Origin of the sequence: Streptomyces longisporoflavus (assembly GCF_014649775.1) — a bacterium.
GTDB classification, from domain to species: domain Bacteria; phylum Actinomycetota; class Actinomycetes; order Streptomycetales; family Streptomycetaceae; genus Streptomyces; species Streptomyces longisporoflavus.
Genome location: NZ_BMTR01000002.1, coordinates 343,726 through 361,211 on the forward strand (window position 1 = coordinate 343,726; position 17,486 = coordinate 361,211).

Annotated in this window: 16 protein-coding genes; 10 read left to right on the forward strand and 6 right to left on the reverse strand. The window is 71.7% G+C overall.

Annotation, left to right across the window (positions count from 1 at the left end; translation table 11 throughout):
- Nucleotides 1–138 precede the first annotated feature (138 nt).
- From IE226_RS05590 to amaB, 4 genes are all read left to right on the forward strand, one after another.
- Entirely contained in the window at nucleotides 139–1,305 is a 1,167-nt protein-coding gene (locus tag IE226_RS05590) for an alanine--tRNA ligase-related protein (RefSeq protein WP_190080090.1), read from the forward strand.
- Nucleotides 1,306–1,469: 164 nt separating this feature from the next.
- Nucleotides 1,470–2,663, forward strand: coding sequence for an NAD(P)/FAD-dependent oxidoreductase (locus IE226_RS05595; RefSeq protein ID WP_190079869.1), 1,194 nt, complete (start codon nucleotides 1,470–1,472; stop codon nucleotides 2,661–2,663).
- 62 nt (nucleotides 2,664–2,725) lie between these two features.
- The gene (hglS, locus tag IE226_RS05600; protein WP_190079870.1) at nucleotides 2,726–4,123 is read left to right on the forward strand and encodes a 2-oxoadipate dioxygenase/decarboxylase; all 1,398 of its coding nucleotides are present in this window, start codon (nucleotides 2,726–2,728) and stop codon (nucleotides 4,121–4,123) included.
- A gap of 49 nt (nucleotides 4,124–4,172) precedes the next feature.
- Nucleotides 4,173–5,705, forward strand: coding sequence for an L-piperidine-6-carboxylate dehydrogenase (gene amaB / locus IE226_RS05605; RefSeq protein WP_190079871.1), 1,533 nt, complete (start codon nucleotides 4,173–4,175; stop codon nucleotides 5,703–5,705).
- A gap of 16 nt (nucleotides 5,706–5,721) precedes the next feature.
- On the opposite strand, the gene IE226_RS05610 is transcribed toward amaB, so the two are convergent.
- Nucleotides 5,722–6,207: a pyridoxamine 5'-phosphate oxidase family protein gene (locus IE226_RS05610; RefSeq protein ID WP_190079872.1), complete on the reverse strand. Its 486-nt coding sequence runs from the start codon at nucleotides 6,205–6,207 to the stop codon at nucleotides 5,722–5,724.
- A gap of 294 nt (nucleotides 6,208–6,501) precedes the next feature.
- On the opposite strand from IE226_RS05610, the gene IE226_RS05615 reads away from it, so the two are divergent.
- A complete protein-coding gene (locus IE226_RS05615; RefSeq protein WP_190079873.1) occupies nucleotides 6,502–7,941 on the forward strand; it encodes an FG-GAP repeat protein in 1,440 nt (479 codons plus the stop codon).
- Nucleotides 7,942–8,004: 63 nt separating this feature from the next.
- Nucleotides 8,005–9,480: an FG-GAP-like repeat-containing protein gene (locus tag IE226_RS05620; protein WP_190079874.1), complete on the forward strand. Its 1,476-nt coding sequence runs from the start codon at nucleotides 8,005–8,007 to the stop codon at nucleotides 9,478–9,480.
- Between the two features lie 64 nt (nucleotides 9,481–9,544).
- Here IE226_RS05620 and IE226_RS05625 read toward each other — a convergent pair whose 3' ends face one another.
- Together IE226_RS05625 and IE226_RS05630 are read right to left on the reverse strand one after the other, a co-directional pair.
- A complete protein-coding gene (locus tag IE226_RS05625; RefSeq protein WP_190079875.1) occupies nucleotides 9,545–9,898 on the reverse strand; it encodes a hypothetical protein in 354 nt (117 codons plus the stop codon).
- 57 nt (nucleotides 9,899–9,955) lie between these two features.
- On the reverse strand, nucleotides 9,956–10,426 hold the full coding sequence (locus tag IE226_RS05630) for a hypothetical protein (RefSeq protein WP_190079876.1): 471 nt from the start codon (nucleotides 10,424–10,426) through the stop codon (nucleotides 9,956–9,958).
- Nucleotides 10,427–10,661: 235 nt separating this feature from the next.
- Between IE226_RS05630 and IE226_RS05635 the strand changes: the two genes are divergently transcribed.
- Nucleotides 10,662–12,017, forward strand: coding sequence for an ABC transporter substrate-binding protein (locus IE226_RS05635; RefSeq protein WP_190079877.1), 1,356 nt, complete (start codon nucleotides 10,662–10,664; stop codon nucleotides 12,015–12,017).
- Here IE226_RS05635 and IE226_RS05640 read toward each other — a convergent pair whose 3' ends face one another.
- The gene (locus IE226_RS05640) at nucleotides 12,018–13,043 is read right to left on the reverse strand and encodes an endonuclease/exonuclease/phosphatase family protein (protein WP_373306881.1); all 1,026 of its coding nucleotides are present in this window, start codon (nucleotides 13,041–13,043) and stop codon (nucleotides 12,018–12,020) included. It lies immediately after the preceding gene.
- A gap of 172 nt (nucleotides 13,044–13,215) precedes the next feature.
- Here IE226_RS05640 and IE226_RS05645 point away from each other — a divergent pair, with 172 nt between their 5' ends.
- Nucleotides 13,216–13,536, forward strand: a complete 321-nt coding sequence (locus IE226_RS05645; protein ID WP_190079879.1) for a cupin domain-containing protein — start codon at nucleotides 13,216–13,218, stop codon at nucleotides 13,534–13,536.
- Nucleotides 13,537–13,625: 89 nt separating this feature from the next.
- Nucleotides 13,626–14,219: a 2'-5' RNA ligase family protein gene (locus tag IE226_RS05650; protein ID WP_190079880.1), complete on the forward strand. Its 594-nt coding sequence runs from the start codon at nucleotides 13,626–13,628 to the stop codon at nucleotides 14,217–14,219.
- Between the two features lie 10 nt (nucleotides 14,220–14,229).
- Here the strand turns inward: IE226_RS05650 and IE226_RS05655 are convergent, their stop codons facing one another.
- A complete protein-coding gene (locus IE226_RS05655) occupies nucleotides 14,230–15,213 on the reverse strand; it encodes an EamA family transporter (RefSeq protein WP_190079881.1) in 984 nt (327 codons plus the stop codon).
- A gap of 69 nt (nucleotides 15,214–15,282) precedes the next feature.
- Here IE226_RS05655 and IE226_RS05660 point away from each other — a divergent pair, with 69 nt between their 5' ends.
- Complete coding sequence (locus tag IE226_RS05660; protein WP_190079882.1) at nucleotides 15,283–16,149, forward strand: LysR family transcriptional regulator; 867 nt, start codon at nucleotides 15,283–15,285, stop codon at nucleotides 16,147–16,149.
- 10 nt (nucleotides 16,150–16,159) lie between these two features.
- Here IE226_RS05660 and IE226_RS05665 read toward each other — a convergent pair whose 3' ends face one another.
- Nucleotides 16,160–17,422 carry a cytochrome P450 family protein gene (locus IE226_RS05665; protein ID WP_190079883.1) on the reverse strand — a complete coding sequence of 421 codons (1,263 nt, stop codon included), beginning with the start codon at nucleotides 17,420–17,422 and terminating at the stop codon, nucleotides 16,160–16,162.
- Between the last annotated feature and the right edge of the window lie 64 nt (nucleotides 17,423–17,486).

The following is a 17,486-nucleotide window of genomic DNA, read 5'->3' on the forward strand; positions in this document are numbered from 1 at the left end:
CGTCCCAGCCCCGGTTCCGGTGCGCGGACCCGCTGTCCGGTGCCTCCCCGCTCGCTGCACACGCGAAGGAGACACCCCATGAACACCCGGACGAACACCCGGCCGGACCCCCGATCCGCCACCGGGCCCGGCACCCGGCTGAGCACCGAAGACATCGTCCGCAGATTCGTCGAGTACTTCGAGGAGCGGGGCCACCGCCGGATCACCGGCTCGACGCTGCTGCCGCCGCCCGGTGACCCGGTGCTCTTCACCACCTCGGGCATGCACCCGCTCACCCCGTACCTGGAAGGACAGCCGCATCCGCTCGGCAGGCGTCTGGTCAATGTGCAGCGCTGTCTGCGCACCACGGACCTGGAAGAGGTCGGCGACTCCACCCATCTGACCGTCTTCCGGATGCTCGGCACCTGGTCGCTCGGCGACTACGAGGGGCCGCAGAGCCTCGACTGGGGTTATGGCCTGCTCACCGAGGGGTTCGGTATCGACCCCGGTCTGCTGCACGCCACCGTCTTCGGCGGCGACGAACGGATCGGGCCCGACACCGCTTCCCTGGAGCTGTGGCAGGAGCGCGGTCTGCCGGTGGAACTGACCGTCGAGGACAACTGGTGGTCCAGCGGACCGACCGGCCCCTGCGGCCCCGACTCCGAGATCTTCCTGTGGACCGGCGACACCCCGCCTCAGTCGACGCCCACCGGCGACGACCGCTGGGTGGAGGTCTGGAATCACGTGATGATGCGCCACCGGCGGCTCGACGACGGCTCCCTCGTGCCGCTCCCCCAGCGCAACATCGACACCGGGCTCGGCTTGGAGCGGCTGGCCTCATCGCTTCAAGGGGGGCGGTCGGTCTACGACGGCGATTTCTTCGCCCCGTGGCTTCGGCTCGTGCCGGGACTGTGGCCGCTGGACGAGCCGTCGCTGCGGCTGGTCTGCGACCACCTCCGCTCGGCCATGGTCGTGATCGGCGACGGCGTACGCCCGGCCAACACCGGCCGCGGCTACGTGCTGCGCCGTCTCGTACGGCGGCTGCTCACCGTGCTGTGGCGCGACGACTCCTCGCGCGAACTCCTGGATCTGCCGGACGAGTTGGTGCGGCACACCTTGGTCCACTTCCGCCAGGACATGGATCCGGACGAAGTGCGCCGGATCCTGCTCGGCGAGGAGCGGCGGTTCAGGCAGCTCCTCGAGCGGGGCCGGCAGGTTCTGGCCCGGCCCCGATTCCGGGGCCCGCTGGACGAGGAGGACTTCCACTACCTCCACGACACCCACGGCCTGCCGCGCGACCTGGTACTGAGTTTGCGTCAGGAGTGACGGGAGGCGCGATGGCCCCCTGGAAGCCGCGGTCGGGTTGCGTCACGATGACGGGCAGCTAGCTGATCAGCGTCCCGTGGACGACGGCCCCCGCCGCACCCGTGAACCGACGCGTCGCGGGCTCGTCGGTTCACGGGCGCCGGCCCCTGGAAGGGAGCGGCTCCGTGACCTCCTCATCGCGTCCGACCAGCGCCACCGCCTTCCGCGCCGTCCCGCCGACCGCCGACGTCGTGATCGTCGGCGGAGGCGTGATGGGCGCCTCCATCGCCTTCCACCTCGCCGAGGCCGGAGTACGTGACATCGTCGTCGTCGAACGCGGCGAACTCGCCTGCGGCAGCTCCGGCAAACCGATCGGCGGCGTGCGCGCCCACTTCTCCGATCCGCTCAACATCGAGCTCGGCAGCCGCAGTCTGCGTGCCTTCCGGGATTTCCCGCGCCGACCCGGCGCCGACATCCGGCTGGACACCGTGGGCTATCTCTTCCTGCTCACCGAGGAGCGGCAGGAAGCGCAGTTCGCCGAGAGCGTGCGGCTCCAGAACAGCATGGGCGTGCCCAGCCGCATGATCGACGCCGGCGAGGCCCGGCGCCTCTGCCCGTATCTGAGCACCGACGGCCTGCTTGCCGCCGTCCACTCCCCCACCGACGGGCACGCGCGCCCCGGCCTGGTCGTACACGGGTACGCCGACGCGGCCGAACGGGCGGGCACTCGCTTCGCCACCCACACCCGCGTCACCGGCATGGACACCACCGGCGATCGCGTCAGCGCCGTGCACACCGACCGCGGCACCATCGCATGCTCCGCCGTGATCTGCGCGGCGGGCGCCTGGTCCGCTCAGATCGGCGCCATGGCCGGACTCAGTCTCCCCGTCCGGCCCGTGCGGCGCCAACTCGCCTTCACCGAACGCCTTTCGCCACCGGCACCGCGCATCCCCTTCACCATCGACTTCACCTCGTCGGCGTACTTCCACAACAGCGACGACGGGCTGCTGTTCGGCCTCGCCGACCCGGACCAGCCCGACGGTTTCGACACCACGTGGACCCCGGAGTGGCTCGCCCTGTTCCGCGACGTCGTACGCCGCCGCGCCCCGGCCCTCGCCCGGATGCCGACCGCCGACGGCTGGGCGGGTCTTTACGAGGTCACGCCCGACCACAACGCGCTGATCGGCCGCTCCGGCGAACTGCCCGGCTTCCTGTATGCCACCGGTTTCTCGGGTCATGGCTTCCTCCAGGCCCCCGCCGTCGGCGAGATCGTGCGCGACCTGTACCTGGAGCGCGAACCGTGCCTCGACATCGCCCCGATGAGCGCCGACCGCTTTCTGAGCGGGTCCGCGACCCGTCCCGAGGCTCATGTCGTATGACCGCGCCCCGGTCCCGACAGCTTCCCCGTCCCGACTCCCACCGTCCGAAAGGCGGACCTTTCATGATCAGCCAGTGGCAGCTGCGGGCCGCCTTCGCCGTACGGCTCTCGGAGATGTACGGGCGGGAGGTCCCCGCCTACACCACGCTCGTGGACGTCACACACCAGGTCAACGAGGACACCCTGCGCGCGCGGGGCGCCGACGCCGAGCGGCTCGGCTCGATCGGCCGCGTCACCGCGGAACGGCACGGCGCCATCCGCGTGGGCACCCCCGCCGAACTGCGCGACGTCGCCCGGATCTTCGGTGCGCTCGGCATGCGTCCGGTCGGCTTCTACGATCTGCGGGAGGCGGCCTCAAGCGCCGTACCCGTCGTGTCGACGGCGTTCCGCCCGGTGGACCCCGGTGAACTGGCGCGCAACCCCTTCCGTGTCTTCACCTCGCTGCTCACGCCCGCCGACCCGCGCTTCTTCGACGCGGAAATCCGCTCCCGCCTGGAGGCCTTCCTCGCCGACCGCGAGCTGTTCCCGCCGGAGCTGCTCCACCTGGCCGACCGGGCCGAGGCCGAACGTGAACTGACCGAAGCCCGGGCCATGCGCTTCCTCCATCTCGCCGTACGGGCCTTCGAGTTGTCCGCCGAACCGATCGACCAGGCGTGGTACGAGGAGCTGCAGAGGGTCTCCGCGGTCGCCGCGGACATCGGCGGTGTCCGCTCCACCCACATCAACCACCTCACCCCGCGGGTCCTCGACATCGACGAGCTGTACCGGCGGATGACCGACCGCGGCATCGAGATGATCGACACCATTCAGGGACCGCCCGGCTGGCAGGGCCCCGACCTGCTGCTGCGCCAGACGTCTTTCCGGGCCCTTGCCGAACCGCGCGCCCAGCGCCGCCCGGACGGCAGCATCACCCGCGGTGCCCTGCGGGTGCGGTTCGGCGAGGTCGAGGCCCGCGGCATCGCCCTCACCCCCGCGGGCCGCGCACTCTACGACCGCCTGCTCACCCTCGTCGACGACGAGGCGGCCCGGCACCCCGCCGCCGACCGCACCGAACTGGCCCGCACGCTGTGGGCCACGCACGTCCCCGCCACCGAACGCGAGCTCGCCGCACGGGACCTGGCCTACTTCACCTATCACGCCGCACCCGAACGCCCCCTCGACGGGACGCGGCCCCCGGCCGCCATCGGCGCACTGGAGAGCGGAGGCTGGGTGCGGGCCGAACCCGTCGTCTACGAGGACTTCCTGCCGCGCTCCGCCGCTGGCATCTTCCAGTCCAACCTCAGCGGCGAAGGCGCCCGGAACGCCGGGCAGGAAGGCATCGCGTACGACAGCGACTGGCTCTCCGGCGCCATCAACCGCGAGGTCCTCGACCCCTACGCCCTGTACGAGCGCCAGCAGAGCCGCTCGATCGCCGCGGTCGGCCGCGAACTGGGGCTCGACCTCGACGGCACGCGCCGCTGACTCCACTGACTTCCCGGAACCCGCCCGCAGACCTCACCCAGGGAGCACCATGACCGGCACCACCGCGCTGCCCACCACCGACGACCTGCGCACCCGTGTCCGCGCGAGCCTCCGGCGCGTCGGGGCGAGCATCCCGGAAGGCAGCGACTTCCGGGCGCGTTCGCCCATCACCGGCGAGGACCTGTTCGGCCTTGGCGCGGCCACCGCCGCCGACGCCGAGGATGCCGTCGCCGCCGCCCGCGAGGCCTTCCTGACCTGGCGCACCACGCCGGCCCCGCGCCGGGGCGAACTGGTGCGCCGCCTCGGCGAGTTGTTGCGCGACCACCAGAGCGACCTGGCCGACCTGATCACCGTCGAAGCGGGCAAGATCCGCTCGGAGGCGCTGGGCGAGGTCCAGGAGATGATCGACATATGTGACTTCGCGGTGGGTCTCTCGCGCCAGCTCTACGGCCGCACCATCGCCTCCGAGCGCCCCGGCCACCGTCTCGCCGAGACCTGGCACCCGCTGGGCGTGGTCGGGGTGATCTCCGCGTTCAACTTCCCCGCCGCGGTGTGGTCGTGGAACACCGCGGTGGCGCTGGCGTGCGGCGACACCGTGGTCTGGAAGCCGTCCGAGCTGACCCCGCTGATCTCGCTGGCCTGCGCGGGGCTCCTTTCCCGGGCCGCGCGGGACACGGGCGCCCCGCGCGACGTGCACCGGCTTCTGCTCGGCGACCGCACGGTGGGCGAACGACTCGTGGACGATCCCCGGGTGGCTCTTGTCAGCGCCACCGGCTCCACCCGCATGGGCCGCGAGGTCGGCCCGCGCGTGGCGGCCCGCTTCGGACGCAGCCTGCTCGAACTCGGCGGCAACAACGCCGCGGTCGTCGCGCCCTCGGCCGATCCCGATCTCGCGGTGCAGGGCATCGTCTTCGCCGCCGCGGGGACGGCGGGGCAGCGCTGCACCACCCTGCGCCGCCTGATCGTCCACCGCGACATCGCCGACACTCTCGTCTCGCGCCTCACCGCCGCCTACACCAAGCTCCCCATCGGCGACCCGTTCGACGAGAACACCCTGGTCGGCCCGCTCATCTCCGCCGCGGCTCTCGACGGCATGCAGGACGCGCTGGCCCGCGTACAGGCACAGGGCGGCGAGATCCTCGCCGGGGGCGACCGGCGCCTGGCGGAGGCGGCGCCGCGGGCCGCGTACGTCGAACCGGCCCTGGTCCGCGTCGGCGAGCAGACCGACGTCGTACGGCGGGAGACCTTCGCCCCCATCCTCTATGTCCTCACCTACGAGACCCTGGAGGAGGCCATCACGCTGCACAACGACGTCCCGCAGGGGCTTTCCTCCAGCATCTTCACCCGCGACCAGCAGGAGGCCGAGTTCTTCCTGTCCGCCGAGGGGTCCGACTGCGGCATCGCCAACGTCAACATCGGCACGTCCGGCGCCGAGATCGGCGGGGCGTTCGGCGGCGAGAAGGAGACCGGCGGCGGGCGCGAGTCGGGGTCCGACGCCTGGCGCGCGTACATGCGCTCCGCCACCAACACCATCAACTACTCGGGGCGCCTCGCCCTGGCCCAGAACGTCAGCTTCCTCTGACGGTGCGGCGACGTGGTCAGCCCGACTTCTCGGCGAGATCGGCGAGGAACCGCGGCACCCGGCCGGCGCCGAAGTCGTAGAACCGTGCCCACCGCGGCTCGACGGCGATGCGTGCCATCCGGTCGTACAGGGCCCGGCAGTTCCGCTCGAACTCGGCCGCGTACTCGGCGTCGAAGTTCTTCCGGGCGGCAGCGAGGTACTCCGGAACCACCCCGTCGACGATGGTGAGGTGCACGACGCCGCGCACCGAGAGCGTCTTGGCCGAGCCGGGGCTGTCGCCGGCGTCGATGGTCAGGGCGACCTCGGGGCGGGCGGAGAGCGCTGTGACCTTGGGCGCCGTGGCCGCGGTGGACATGACGATCTCGTCGCCGGTCCAGAAGAACCCGATCGGGATGACGCGCGGCAGCCCGTCGGGTCCGTTGTAGGCAAGGCGCGCCATGGACGCCTGTGCCAGCAACTCGTGGGCGTCGGCCAGCTCCTGTGCGATCTGCTCGGGGTCCATGACGCGTCGTCCTCACCGTCACGCGGCCACCGCTCGCGGCCGCTCTGTCCCCGGGACGGAGACGCCGCCGCGTTCTCGACACGCGCGGACCGATCGCCGTCTGATCACCCACGGTAAGGGCGTTTCGCCCCGGTGCGCCGCAACCGCGAACTGCGCCGGTCATGAGTCGTGTTCACCCGGCGGCCACCTTCGCACAACCACTCGTACGCCTCGTGAGTCACACCTCCGGAAGGAAGCCCTTCCTGCTCGTTTCCCTTCTCGCTCGTTTCCCTTCTCGACCCCGGGAGTTCCACCGTGCGCGCACGTACTCTGGCCGCCATCGCCGCCGTAGCGGCCCTCACCGCCACCGGCCTGACCCTGCCCCTCGCCGGGAGCGCCGCGGCGGCCTCCACGACCCCGCGCTTCGACTTCAACGGCGACGGATACGCGGACATGGCGGTCGGCATGCCCGATGCCACGGTGGACGGCAAGGCCAAGGCCGGCTACGTCAGCGTGATCTTCGGCGGCCCGCAGAGCCCGAGCCAGTCCACCGGCGTCATCAGCCAGGCCGAGGCCGGCATACCCGGCACGCCCGAGGCGGGCGACCGCTTCGGCTCCTCCGTGGCACCCGTCGACGTGAACGGCGACGGCACCTTCGAACTCGTCGTCGGCGCGAGCGGCGAGTCGCTCACCTCCGAGCAGCTCAGGGACGAGGGCACCATCACCGTCCTCGACAACTCGGAGTGGAACATCAAGGGCACCACCGTGGCCAGGGGCACGGGCGAGTTCAGCAGCATCGGCCGCACCATCGCCACGGGCGACTACGACGGCGACGGCGACACCGACCTCGCGTACGGCGAGAGCAGCGAGGAGAGCGGCTCGCTCCGGTTCCGACCTGGCCCGCTCACCGCCGACCCGGTGACCACCACCACCCTGCGCCACTACAGCATGGGCGGCGGCACCCGCGACCTGGCCACGGGCGACTTCGACGGCGACGGCCGGGACGACCTGGCCACCACCTGGAAGGCCATGGAGGACTCCGGCACCTTCATCACGCGCTGGGACGAGCAGGCCGAGCCCGCCCAGTGGTACGCCGACGGCGACCGCGGCAGCGCGCTCGCCGCCGCCGACTTCGACGGGGACGGCACGGACGACCTCGCGGTCGGCCTCGTACAGCCCAACCCCGAGTCGGACGGCACGCACTGCGAGGACCGCTACGGCGGCGCGGTGCTCGTGCTGGGCGGCTCGAAGACCGCGCCGTTCGGCACTGAGAACAAGTGCATCACCCAGTCCAGCCCGGAGGTCGGCGGCACCGCCGAGGGGGACGACGACTTCGGCGCCGCGCTCAGCGCGGGCGACCTGAACGGCGACAGCCACCCCGAGCTGGTGGTGGGCGTGCCCAGCGAGGACGTCGGCACCGTGAAGGACGCGGGCGGATACGTCACCCTGAACGGCACGGACCAGGGCCTCTACGGCGGTCTGGCCCGCAGCCAGAGCACCCGGAACATGCCCGGCGCGGCCGAGGCCGGCGACCGCTTCGGCGCCCGGGTGGCCGTCGGCGACTACAACCGCGACGGCCTGGGGGACACCGCGGTGAGCGCGCCCGGGGAGAACGCGGGTGAGCCCAGGTCCGGTGGCGTCTGGTTCGCGCCGGGCAGCACCGAGGAGACGTACCCGGTGGGCAAGTCGCTGACCCCGTTCGGCTTCGCGCTGCCCAACGGCGCCATCGCGTACGGCGAAGTGCTGGAGTCGTAGGCACCCGCCTGCCCGGCAGTACGCGAACTCACTTTCCCGCAAGCTTCGTGATGTGGAGTACCAGTGCGCAGCAAGAGACTCTCGGCCGCCCTGCTCGGCGCCGCCACCGTCCTGATGTCGGCGGGGCTCGTCCCCACGGCCGGCGCGGCGCCGGCGGCGGCCGTCCAGGGGCCCGACTTCAACGGTGACGGGTACGCCGACGCCGTAACCGGCGTGTATCGGGGGGACGTGGACGGCCGGCAGTCCGCGGGCTATCTGCACGTGCTCTACGGCGGAGCGGGCGGGGCCGGCGCCTCCACCGCCACGGTCAGCCAGGACAGCCCGGGCGTGCCCGGCACCAGCGAGAAGAACGACTGGTTCGGCAGTTCCGTCGCGACGGCCGACGTGGACGGCGACGGGTTCACCGATGTCGTCGTCGGGGCGTTGGGCGAGGACGTCGGCAGCGACTCGTCGGCCACGGGCCACGGCTCGGTGGTCGTCCTGTACGGCTCGTCCGGCGGCAGCTTCGAGCGCGGCAGGACGATCGCGCAGGGTCCGCCGGGCGGCGGTGCCGGTGCCTCGCTCGCCGTAGGCGACTTCACCCGGGACGGTGCCGTGGACGTGGCGGTGGGCCTGACGCACGGGGAGTTCGGCGAGGTCACCCTGCGGCCGGGCCCGCTCACCGAGGACAAGCCGCTGACGCATCTGCTCGACACCGGCTTCGGCGGCAACTCCGGCGCGTTGGTGGCCGGGGACTTCGAGGGGAACGGCAAGACCGACCTGGCGATCTCCTCGTACTCCAACGACTACTCGCGTACCACCCTGTGGCGCTGGAACGGTTCGGCGCTACAGGAGTACTGGAAGTCCCCGACCGTCGGCTACGACATCACCGCGGGCGACTTCGACGGCGACAGCGTGGACGACCTGGCGCTGGGGCACTGTCTGATCACCGCGGAGGCCGACCGGTCCACCGGAGCCTGCGGCCCCGACGAGTCGGCCAAGGGCGGCAAGGTGCGGGTGTTCTACGGAGGCGGGGGCGCCGCAGGCTTCGGCACCCGCGCCCACACGATCAACCAGGACACTCCGGGTGTCGCGGGCACGGCGGAGGACGCGGACAACTTCGGCATCGAGCTGTCCGCGGGTGACCTCAACGGGGACGGCCGGGACGAGCTGGTGGCGGGCACGCCCGCCGAAGCCATCGGGACGGCGGCCCGCGCGGGTTCGGCGACCGTGCTGGCCTCGGGCCCGGAGGGACTGCTCGACGCCTCGGGCACCGCCAAGTCAGCGGCCTGGCACCAGGACTCCGCAGGGGTGCCGGGGGCGGCGGAGGTCAACGACGAGTTCGGCTCGGCGCTGGCCATCGGGGACTACGACGGTGACGGGGACGGCGATGTCACGGCCGGCGCCTACCACGAGAACAGCGCGGAATACGACCAGACCCGCAACACGGGCGGTGTCTGGACCCTGCCGAACGGCACGGGCACGGGCTCCAAGGCGCTGACACCCGCGCTGTTCGGCCTGCGGGGCGCGCTGTACTACGGGCAGATACTCGGTCGCTGAGACCCCGCTGACCCGGGCGGCGCGCACCTGACTCCAGGCTGCGCGCCGCCGCCACGGCGACGCGTCAGCCGCGCTTGTACTCGTCCAGGGTGGCCCGCGCCTTCGCGCGGGCTTCGGCCGTGAAGCAGTCGGGGTTCTGCGTGATGAGGTAAGCGCGCGTGCGCACGCCGAGAAGCCAGTCGTCCTGATCCTCGGCGGTCTCCAGACGCTGGATCTCCCCCCGCAGTCTCTCGGCGACTCGCAGGAGCTTGGAACAGTCCTCTCCGTCCGTGTCGTCGCCGCTCGTCGCGCCGGCCCGCCCGGCGAGGAACCCTCCGACGCCGAGAACCACGGCGGCAAGCACGAGACAGAGGATCATCCAGCTGTTGAGTCCTCGTCTCGCGGCCGAGCCAGGCATCTGCGCTGCGGTGTTGTCCATGATCCCCCCACTGTGATGTGGCGGGGATCTTACAGCGGCCGGTCCCCGACTCCGCTCTCAGCCGATCCAGTGGTCGACGCTCCTGTGCCGCCCGAGTCCCGCCGCCGTGAACTCGTCCTCGCCGTCACCCGCCACGACGCCGAGCCACCGCAGGGCCTGGCTGATCGCGCTGCCTTCGGGCGGAAAAGGCTGGTCCTCCGGCTCATGGAGTGGCCCGAGGACGAGGGCGCCCCGGTCCCAGACGGCTGCCTGCTGCTCGCCCACACCGCCGAAGTATTCGGCTTCTACGTAGGCCACGGGCCCGGCAGTCGACCAGTCGGCGAGCGTCCGGGCGAACCCGGTGGGCAGCCGCCAGAATCCCGGAGTCTCCGATGCGTCGCCGTCCGTGACGGAATCGAAGACCGTGTCCGTCATCGGCAGCAGCGACAGGCCCTGCCCGATCGACGCCGGCCGGGCCTCCGGCAGCTCTCTCGACGCGGCGCGCAGCAACGCCTCGTCCGCGATCACCGCTTGCAGGTCATACGCCACCCCAACGCCCCTTTCACCAGCCATTCCTGGCACATCCTGCCGTACCGCCCGCGCCGAGGGCGACGTGCCGCGGCGACTTTTGTCAGATGCGTTGACGAACCAACTACCTCCTCCTAGCTTCGAGTTCGCCGCGGTTCGTATGTCATATACGAGACGCGGTATGCCATACGCGGTGTACGCATGCCGAGTCGGTGTGTGGCGTACCGAGCCGAGTTCAGAGGAGAGCGAACCCATCATGAGTTCCCGTATCCGCAAGGGGCACCGTCGATCGGCCCCCGTAGCCATAGCCCTTTCTCTCCTCCTCGGCATCACCGCCACCGCCTGCGGGGACGACGGCTCCGGTATCGCGGGCGAGGCGGGCAGCGAGGGGTCGGGCAAGGGGACCATCACCTTCTGGGACAACAACACGGCTGTCCGGCGCGGCATCTGGATGGAGATCATCAAGGACTTCGAGAAGAAGTACCCGGACATCAAGGTCGAGTACGTCGGCATCCCCGCCGAGAACGCCCAGTCCAAGTACGACAACTCCATCCAGGGCGGCGGCCTGCCCGACGTCGGCGGCGTCGGTGCCGCCATGCTCGCCGCGATCGCGGCCCAGGGCGCGCTCGAACCGTTGCAGGACCGCCTTGCCGAGAGCCCGTTGGACGGCGAACTCAGCAAGAACATGCTCGCGTCGACGACTTCGGCGGGCGGGACCTCGCAGCTGCTCATGATCCCGACATCAGCCAACAACGGCGTCCTGTACTACCGCACCGACCTCTTCAAGTCCGCGGGCCTGGACGCGCCGACCACGTGGAACAAGTTCTACGAGGCCGCAGGCCGCCTCACCGCCAAGGACAAGAACCGGTTCGGCTACACCATCCGCGGCGGTGTGGGGTCCATCGCACAGGCCCTGGACGCGGTCTACGGGCAGAGCGGCATCAAGTCCTTCTGGAACGCCGACAAGACGAAGACCACGGTCAACGACCCGAAGAACGTCGCCGCTCTGGAGAAGTACACGGCCCTCTACAAGAAGACGACCCCGGCCGCCGACCTCAACAACAACTTCACGCAGATGGTCGCCCAGTACGACGGCGGGCAGATCGGCATGCTCAGCCACAACCTGGGCTCCTACCAGGACCATGTGAAGGCGCTCGGCCCCGGCAAGTTCCGCGGCATACCCAACCCGAAGACGGCGGGCGGCAAGCGCGTCCAGGTGTCCAACCCGATCGACGGGCTGTCGATCTTCAAGACCAGCACCAAGAAGAAGGCGGCCTGGAAGTTCATCGAGTTCGCCTCCTCCCACGCGGCGAGCTCGAGGTTCAACGAGTCCGCCGGCCTGATCCCGGCCAACAACAAGGCCGTCGAGGACGCCTGGGTGGAGAAGTCGGAGCCCACCCGGCTGGCCGCCGAAGCGCTCAACTCCCCTGACACCACGATCGTTCAGCTGCCGTACTACCTGCCGGACTGGAACACGATCTCCAAGGCCGACAACGAACCCGCCTTCCAGAAGGTCATGCTCGGCAAGACGAGCGCCAAGGACTTCCTCGATGACCTCGCCGACCAGCTCAACACCGCGCAGTCCGACTGGAAGCGGCAGAACTCCTCCTGATCAGCGGCCGAACTCGATGCCGGCGGCGACGGGCAGGTGGTCGCTGCCGGTGGCGGGCAGGGTCCGCACGCCGCCGACGGTCGCCGCGCGGGCCATGATGTGGTCGATCCGGGACACGGGGAAGGAGGCGGGCCAGCTGAAGGCGAAGTCCTCTCCCGCCGAGTCCATCCGTGCCGTGACCGGGTCGAGTCCGCGGTCGTCGACCGTGCTGTTCAGGTCGCCGAGCAGGATCACCCGGTCCAATTTCTCGGCGGCCAGCTCCGCGCCCAGCAGGCCCGCGCTCTCGTCCCGCCGCTGCGAGCTGAAGCCGCGCCACTGGACGCGCACCGAGGGCAGGTGGGCGACGTACACCGCGATGTCTCCCCGGGGCGTACGGGCCTGCGCCCGCACCCCGCGGTTCCAGCCCTCGCCCACCCCCCGCGGTCGGATGTCCACGGCCCGGACGCCGGTCAGCGGATGCTTCGACCAGAGTCCGACCGTGCCCCGCACCGCCCGGTGCGGGTACCGCGGCGCCAGAGTCCTCTCGTACACCGGCAGTGCGGAGTCCGTCAGCTCCTGAAGGGCGATGAGGTCCGCTCCCGCGTCCATCAGGGCGCGGGCGGTGCCCGCCGGGTCGGCGTTCACGTCGCTGACGTTGTGCTGGACGGCCGTCATGTCAGGCGCGGCAGCGTCGTCCCCGTCCCCGGCCGCCACCCGGTCGCCGAAAAGAACGCCCCAGACGGCGACGGGTATCAGCAGCGCCACCAGTGCGAGAGCCGAGCGGCGCAGCAGCGCCAGGGCGAGCAGCAGGGGAACGCCCAGGCCGAGCCAGGGCAGGAACGTCTCCAGGAGACTGCCGACGCGGCCCACCGTGTTGGGCACGGCGGAGTGGAACGCCAGCAGGGCGGCGGTCAGGACGGCGAGCGACGCGAGGATCCGGCCGCGCGCCCAGGGAGAGCGCCCTGTCGCCTCCAGGCCCCAGCGCGGCCACCGTCGCAGCCACGCCCGCACCGTCCCCGGCCGCGCGCCTGTGCGCACTTGCTCCACCCCGAGCTCCCGTCTCCTGCGCCACTCCTGTCCGGGAGGGCAACGTGCCTGGTAGGACGCCACCATCGGGTGATCAGGTTCCGGCCGCCGGGTGCGGTCCGCGTCAGCAGCGGCAACACTGGGGACGCGTGTCCGCGCGCATTCGCCGGCTCTCTGTCGAAGGGACATAACCGTGGCCGATCTCTACGCCCTTGTCGGAGAACACCTCGAAATGGCCCGCGGCTCAGCGCACGGGCGCAGCGCCGAGCTGCTCCTGCACGACGGCCCGCTGCGGCAGAGCCTCATCGTGCTCACCACCGGACACGAGCTCGGTGAACACGAGACGCCCGCGGCGGCGACCCTGTTCGTCCTGCGCGGCCGGGTCGGGCTCACCTCCACGAGCGGTGACCTGGAACTGGGCGAGGGCGAGTTCGCGCCCGTCCCGCACGAGCGCCACGGACTGAGGGCCCTGGACGACTCGGCCGTCATCCTGACCGCGGTCACCGGCATCTGAGCCGAACGCCGCCACCACACCGCACGCACCCGGGCGGCCTTGCCGGTCACCGCGGGAACGCTCGGCCTCCGGTGCGATCATGGCGTGTGATGAACGCCGATGAACAGTGCGCCGGGCGCGAGAGCGCGGAGGGCGGCAGGAGCGTGCGGGACGGCGGGAGCGCGGAGGACGGGTGGCCGGACGTACCGGGTGACACCGCGCTCACCATCAAGGTTCCCGAAGCCGACCCGCTGGTACGGGCCGGGTTTCCCGCCCACGTGACGGTCCTCTATCCGTTCGTCCACGAGAGCCGGCTCGACGCGGCGGCCCACCGGGAACTGACCGCGCTCTTCGCCGGGCACGACGCCTTCACCCTGACCTTCGCCGAGTTCGCCCGCTACCCCGGCGTCCTCTACCTCGACCCGTGGCCGCATTCCCCCATCACGGCCCTGACCAAGGACCTCACCCGGCGCTGGCCCGACGCCGTGCCCTACCGCGGGATCTTCGACCCTCCGCTCGCCCCGCATCTGACGCTCGCGAACAGCGAGGGTCCCGCGACCCAGGACGCCGCGTACGACGCGCTGCAGACCGAACTGGAGCCGTTCCTGCCGCTGAGCAGTCGCGTGTCCGCGGTGCACCTGATCGCCAGGGACGGCACACGCTGGCGGGACCGCGCCGTCTACCGCCTCGGACAGCGGCGGTGACCCGCCCCGCTCAGTGTGTGTCGGCCGTCCCCGCGGTCCGGCGCCTGCCGGTGCGCAGGGCGCCCACGCTTGCCGCGACCACCAGTGCGATCGCGGCGCACTGCGTCAGCGACAGGCCCTGGTCGAGGATCAGGTAGCCCGCCATGGCGGCGACCGCCGGCGCCAGACTCGTCAGGACCGCGAACGTGGCCGCGGGCAGACGGCGCAGCGCGAGCAGTTCCAGGGTGTACGGCACGCCGGAGCTCAGCACCGCGATGACCAGGCCGAGCACGAGCACCCCCGGTTCCAGGAGCGTCCCGCCCGAGGCCCCGATGCCCAGCGGCAGGCTGACCAGGGCGGCGACGGCCATGGCGATCGCCAGTCCGTCCAGGCGCGGGAACCGGGCTCCCGCGCGGGCGTTGAGCACGATGTACGCCGCCCACATGGCCCCGGCACTCAGGGCGAAGGCCACGCCCGCGGCGTTGAGCTGGTCGAAGCCGCCGCGGCCGAGCAGATAGACCCCGGCCAGCGCGAGGCCCGCCCACAGGAGGCTGGCGGCGCGGCGCGAGGTGGCGACGGAGAGCAGCAGGGGGCCGAGCACCTCGAGGGTGACCGCCGCTCCCAGCGGAATACGGTCGATCGCCTGGTAGAAGAGGATGTTCATGCCGCCGAGCGCGAGGCCGAACCCGCCGGCCACCGCCCAGTCGGCACGCGAGTACCCGCGCAGCCGGGGCCTGGTGACGGCGAGGAGCAGCAGCGCGGCGAAGACCACCCGCAGCGCGACCGTGCCCAGCGCTCCGGCGCGCGGGAAGAGCAGCGCGGCGAAGGCGGCACCGAACTGGACGGACACCGTCCCGGCCAGGACCAGGCCGACGCCGGTGAGGGTGCCGCGTCCCGCACTGTGGCGCAGGAGCGTGGGCGCGGACGGGGTCGGCGCCGGGGTCCCGGGGGACGCGGGGGAAGACGTGTGCACCGACGAGGTGCGTGCCGATGGTGTGTGCGCCGGAGGGGTCATGCGTACCACGCTAGAGAGCATGGCACTGCGCGTGAAATGCCGAGTCGGCTGCGGTTATGCTCCAGAGACATGACCATGGAGCTGCGACATCTGCGTGCCTTCCTCGCCATCGCCGAGGAGGGCAGTGTCACCCGTGCCGCCGCCCGCCTCCACCTGAGTCAGCCCGCCCTCTCCCGCACCCTGCGCCAGCTCGAGGACCATCTGGGCGCGCGCCTCGTGGACCGCTCCACCCATCACCTGGAGCTGACGGACCAGGGGCGCACGTTCCGCGACAAGGCCGCCGCCGCGCTCGCGGCGGTCGAGACCGCCCTCGATCCGCGGGGGCCGCGGAAGTGGCCGCTGCGCCTCGGCCACACCTGGGCGGCGCTCGGCGACCACACCGTTCCGCTGCTGCGCCGCTGGGACGAGACGCACCCCGGCACTCCGCTGGAGCTGCTGCGCGTCGACGACCGTACGGCGGGGCTCACCCGGGGGAAGGTCGATGTGGCGCTGCTGCGCGGTCCGGTCACCGGGGCCGGCCTCCGTACGGAGCTGCTGCTTTCGGAGGAGCGGGTGGTGGTGATGCCGGCGGACAGCCCGCTGGCCTCGCTCCCCCGGGTCACCCTGGCGGATCTCGCCGCCTACCCCATCGCCCTGAACAGCGTCTCCGGCACCACGACGATGGACCTGTGGCCGGCGTCGGCCCGCCCTGTCTCCTCGATCGAGGTGACCAACACCGACGAGTGGCTCGTCGCCATCGCCGCGGGGCGCGCCGTCGGGGTCTCCACCACGGCGACGCCGAGCCAGCACACGCATCCGTCGCTGGTCTTCCGTCCGCTGCCGGACGCGCCGCCCGTTGCCGTCACCCTGGTGTGGCGCGCGGGGCCCGGCCACCCGGCCATCCCGGACCTGGTGGCACTGGCCCACCAGGTCCTCGCCGACACCGCGGGCACCTGACGCTGATCGGTTACGGCCGCCGGTCGCCCGGGCGCACGGGAAGCTTGTGGACGCTGTTGCCCACGAAGGAGGCGTGGCGCGGCAGTTCGGGCTCCGGGACGGCGAGGTCGAGGTCCGGGAAGCGCGTGAACAGCTGCTCCAGGGCGATGGTGGCCTCCATGCGGGCCAACGGCGCGCCCATGCAGAAGTGCGCGCCGTGGCCCAGGGACAGATGGCGGGTCGTGGTCTGGTCGCGGGTGATGTCGAAGCGGTCGGCGTCGGGACCGTGGGCCTGCTTGTCGCGGCCCGCCGCGGAGTAGCCGGCGAGGACGGGGGTGCCCTGCGGGATGACGGTGCCGTCGAGCGTGAGGTCGCGGGTGGGATACCGGAAGGGGAAGTAGCTGACGGGGCTGTCCCAGCGCAGGGTCTCCTCCACCACGTCGGCCCACGCCACCTTGCCGGCCTTGGCAAGGGCGAGCTGTTCCGGGTGGGTGCACAGGGCGCGTACGGCGTTGGTGATCAGGTTCAGGGTGGTCTCGTGCCCGGCGATGATCGTGAGCATCAGGGTGCCGATCAGCTCGTGCGGGCTGAGCCGGTCGCCGTTCTCCTCCCTGGCCGCGATCAGGGCGGTGGTGAGGTCGTCCCCCGGGCTCGCGGCGCGGGCCGCGGCCACCGCGGTGAGGACCTCGATCATCTCCTTGTTGGCCGCCATCGCCTCCTGCGGGCCGATGTCGGTGGCGACGATCTGGTTCGACAGGTGGTGCAGGCGGTCCTGGTATTCGGCGTCCACGCCCAGGAGTTCGCAGATGACGCCCATCGGCAGGGGCATCGCGAAGTGCCTGCGCAGGTCAGCGACGCCGTTGCCCTCGGCGGCGGCCCGGTCGAGGTTGTCGAGCAGCTCGGTGGTCAAGGCCGTGATCCGCGGCTGCAGTTCCGCCACCCGGCGCGGTGTGAACGCCTTGCCCATCAGGGAGCGCAGCCTGCGGTGGTCGGTGCCGTCGGCGGTGGTCATGCCCTGCACGGTGGCGAACGTCTTCAGCGGCCAGCCGTCAGGTATCTCGCCGGCCTGAAGCGCCGCGAAGTGCCTGGCGTTCTTGGCGACGTCGGGGTGGGCGAGGAACTCCTTGAGCGCGTCATGGCCCAGTACGGCCATGCCCGCCACGTCACCGGGCAGGACAACCGGCGTGACGGCACCGCCCGCGAGCAGCCGGGCGTTGTCCGCGTGCGGGCAGCCGCCGGCCGGGTCGAAGCGGTGCGGCTGACTGGCTGCGGTGTTCACCTGTGACGTGTTCAACGGGCTCTCCTGGTCGAGGGGCGGGGCCGGTTGCGGCCCGGGCGCGTGGCAGGGGCTGACGGGG